This is a genomic window from Micromonospora sp. DT15 (genome assembly GCF_049841475.1).
GTDB lineage: Bacteria > Actinomycetota > Actinomycetes > Mycobacteriales > Micromonosporaceae > Micromonospora.
In genome coordinates this window covers 173,394-177,507 of record NZ_JBNCKJ010000005.1, presented here as the reverse complement: position 1 = coordinate 177,507, position 4,114 = coordinate 173,394, and the positions used below count along the sequence as shown (strand labels likewise).

At 66.2% G+C, this 4,114-nt stretch carries 1 protein-coding gene; it reads right to left on the bottom strand.

The features are described from left to right. Positions 1–111: 111 nt before the first annotated feature. Complete coding sequence (locus ACLQ3F_RS13270) at positions 112–3,543, bottom strand: DNA-directed RNA polymerase subunit beta (protein ID WP_357126527.1); 3,432 nt, start codon at positions 3,541–3,543, stop codon at positions 112–114. Between the last annotated feature and the right edge of the window lie 571 nt (positions 3,544–4,114).

Here is a 4,114-nt window from a genome sequence, read left to right as displayed (position 1 = left end):
TTTCGGTTTTTTTTTTTTTTTTTTTTTTTTTTTTGTTTTTTTTGTTTTTTTTTTTTTTTTTGGGGGGGGGGGGGGGGGGGGCCCCGCCCCCCCCCCCCCCGACCGCTCACCTCAGACCTCTTCGACCGAGCTCGGCTCGCGCCGGGACAGGTCGATGCCCAGCTCCTCAGCGGCCCGGAACACCTCGTCGTCGGTCTCGCGCATTTCCAGGGCCACACCGTCGCTGGAGAGCACCTCAACGTTGAGGCACAGCGACTGCAGCTCCTTGAGCAGCACCTTGAACGACTCCGGGATGCCCGGCTCCGGGATGTTCTCGCCCTTGACGATGGCCTCGTAGACCTTCACTCGGCCGAGCACGTCGTCGGACTTGATCGTGAGTAGCTCCTGCAGGGCGTAGGCAGCGCCGTACGCCTGCATCGCCCAGCACTCCATCTCACCGAAACGCTGACCACCGAACTGCGCCTTACCACCCAGCGGCTGCTGCGTGATCATCGAGTACGGGCCGGTCGAGCGAGCGTGGATCTTGTCGTCGACCAGGTGGTTGAGCTTCAGGATGTAGACGTAGCCGACCGCGATCGGGTCCGGCAGAGGCTCACCGGAACGACCGTCGAAGAGCTGCGCCTTGCCGGTACGACCGATCAGCTGCTTGCCGTCCCGGTTGGGCAGGGTCGACTCGAGCAGACCGGAGATCTCCTCCTCGCGGGCACCGTCGAAGACCGGGGTGGCCACGTTGGTGTCACCCTCGGACTCGTGCGCGTCGATCGAGCGGAGCTGGCGCTTCCACTCGGCGTCGTCGCCCTCGACCTTCCAACCGGTCTTGGCGACCCAACCGAGGTGGGTCTCCAGCACCTGGCCGATGTTCATCCGGCTCGGCACACCGAGCGGGTTGAGCACGATGTCGACCGGGGTGCCGTCCTCGAGGAACGGCATGTCCTCGACCGGCAGGATCTTCGAGATGACGCCCTTGTTGCCGTGCCGGCCGGCGAGCTTGTCGCCGTCCTGGATCTTGCGCTTCTGGGCGACGTAGACCCGGACCAGCTCGTTGACGCCCGGCGGCAACTCGTCGCCGTCCTCGCGGGAGAACGTGCGCACACCGATGACCGTGCCGGTCTCGCCGTGCGGCACCTTCAGCGAGGTGTCCCGAACCTCACGCGCCTTCTCACCGAAGATCGCGCGGAGCAGGCGCTCCTCCGGGGTCAGCTCGGTCTCACCCTTGGGCGTGACCTTGCCGACCAGGATGTCACCGGGGACTACCTCGGCGCCGATCCGGATGATGCCGCGCTCGTCGAGGTCAGCGAGCATTTCCTCGCTGACGTTCGGGATGTCGCGGGTGATCTCCTCCGGGCCGAGCTTGGTGTCCCGAGCGTCGACCTCGTGCTCCTCGATGTGGATCGAGGTGAGCACGTCCTGCTGCACGAGGCGCTGCGACAGGATGATCGCGTCCTCGTAGTTGTGGCCCTCCCAGCACATGAACGCCACCAGCAGGTTGCGTCCGAGTGCCATCTCGCCCTCGTCGGTGCACGGACCGTCGGCGATGACCTGACCGGCCTCGACGCGGTCGCCCTCGAAGACGACCGGCTTCTGGTTGACGCAGGAGCCGGCGTTGGAGCGGCGGAACTTGTGCAGCAGGTACGTCCGGCGGTGGCCGTCATCCTGGTGGATGGTGACGTAGTCGGCGCAGAGATCCTCGATCACACCGCCGACCTCGGCGACCACCACGTCGCCAGCGTCGACAGCGGCCCGGTACTCCATGCCCGTACCCACGAGCGGCGCCTCGGCCTTGACCAGCGGCACCGCCTGGCGCTGCATGTTCGCGCCCATCAGTGCCCGGTTGGCGTCGTCGTGCTCGAGGAACGGGATCATGGCGGTCGCGACCGAGGTCATCTGCCGGGGCGAGACGTCCATGTAGTCGACGGCGCCGGGGACGACGTCCTCGGTCTCGCCGCCCTTACGACGGCAGAGCACCCGGTCCTCGGCGAACGTGCCGTCAGCCTTCAGGCGCGCGTTGGCCTGGGCCTTGACGAACCGGTCCTCCTCGTCCGCGGTCAGGTAGTCGATCTGGTCGGTGACCCGACCCTCGACGACCTTCCGGTACGGCGTCTCGATGAAGCCGAACGGGTTGACCCGGGCGAAGGTGGACAGCGCGCCGATCAGGCCGATGTTCGGGCCTTCCGGCGTCTCGATCGGGCACATCCGGCCGTAGTGGGACGGGTGCACGTCGCGGACCTCGAAGCCGGCCCGCTCCCGGGACAGACCACCCGGGCCGAGCGCGCTCAGCCGACGCCGGTGGGTCAGGCCCGCCAGCGGGTTGGTCTGGTCCATGAACTGGGACAGCTGGGACGTCCCGAAGAACTCCTTGATCGCCGCCACCACCGGGCGGATGTTGATCAGGGTCTGCGGGGTGATCGCCTCGACGTCCTGCGTGGTCATCCGCTCGCGGACGACCCGCTCCATCCGGGACAGGCCGACCCGAACCTGGTTCTGGATCAGCTCACCCACGGTACGGAGGCGCCGGTTGCCGAAGTGGTCGATGTCGTCGGCCTCGTAGCCGTCCTCACCGGCGTGCAGCCGGCACAGGTACTCCACGGTGGCGACGATGTCGTCCTCGGTCAGCGTGCCGGTGGTGATCGGCACGTCGACTTCCAGCTTCTTGTTGAACTTGTAGCGCCCGACCTTGGCGACGTCGTACCTCTTCGGGTTGAAGAAGAGGTTGTCGAGCAGGGTCTGGGCGTTCTCGCGCGTCGGCGGCTCGCCAGGGCGCAGCTTGCGGTAGATGTCGAGCAGAGCCTCGTCGGCGCCGGCGATGTGGTCCTTCTCGAGCGTGGTCATCATCAGCTCGGACCAGCCGAACTTCTCACGAATTCGCTCGGCCGACCATCCGATGGCCTTGAGCAGGACGGTGACGGCCTGCCGACGCTTACGGTCGATGCGCACACCGACCGTGTCGCGCTTATCGATGTCGAACTCCAGCCAGGCACCCCGACTCGGGATGACCTTGACGCTGGAGAGGTCGCGGTCGGAGGTCTTGTCCGGCTGCTTGTCGAAGTACACGCCCGGAGACCGGACGAGCTGGCTGACCACGACGCGCTCGGTGCCGTTGATGACGAAGGTGCCCTTGGGCGTCATCATCGGGAAGTCACCCATGAACACCGTCTGGCTCTTGATCTCGCCAGTGGTGTTGTTGGTGAACTCCGCGGTCACGAAGAGCGGAGCGCAGTAGGTCAGGTCCTTCTCCTTGCACTCCTCGATCGAGGCCTTGACCTCGTCGAAGCGCGGCGCTGAGAAGGAGAGCGACATGGTGCCGGAGAAGTCCTCAATGGGACTGATCTCTTCAAGGATCTCCGCGAGACCCGATCGTGCGTGCGGGTCGTCCGCCGACCGGCCCTGCCAAGCCTCGTTGCCGACGAGCCAGTCGAAGGACTCGTTCTGAATGGCAAGGAGGTTGGGGACCTCGAGGTGTTCGGTGATCCTGCCGAATGAAACTCGGCGGGGAGCGAATGCGCTCGACGTACGACTGGTCTTCGCAGGGCGGGAAGCTGCCAAGATGCGTCCTTCCGAGGACCGGTGCTGCAGAACGGCTGGTACGCGTGCACTCCAATGACCCCACCAGAAATATCCGTAAACGGACATTTCCGAGCAGGGGTCAAGTCGGAAGGCAGCGCAAACTAGCAGTGTAGCCGAGAGGCTAACCGCTGTCCAGCCCACCCCGCAGGTTGTTTGCGGAGCGCGCCTCGGCCCCCGTCAACCGGGGTCTGCCGGGCCGCTCAGAACGCAACTCCCCACTGGGCCGCTCGGGTTACAGCGGCCGATGGTGCCGTCGCTGTCATACCCACGTCGTGGCCGTCGCAAGCGCGGTGTCTTGCTGGTGTCAGCGTGCCTGGCAGCCCCGGGCCGCGTCAAGGGCCGGTATCCGGGTTGTCCCTTGTTTCCCACTGGAGGGCGACCCGCCACGCTCGTTCGGGTCAAGGGTACCCACGGTCGGAGCCCAGCTCAGGACCGGTCGCAGCCGGACCCACAAATACGGCGGGGGGGGGTCGGGGTGGGGGAACCCCCCCCCCCCGCGCGGAGGGGGGGCCCCGGACCGCGAGGGGGGAGGGTGGTTGTGGGGTGGGTG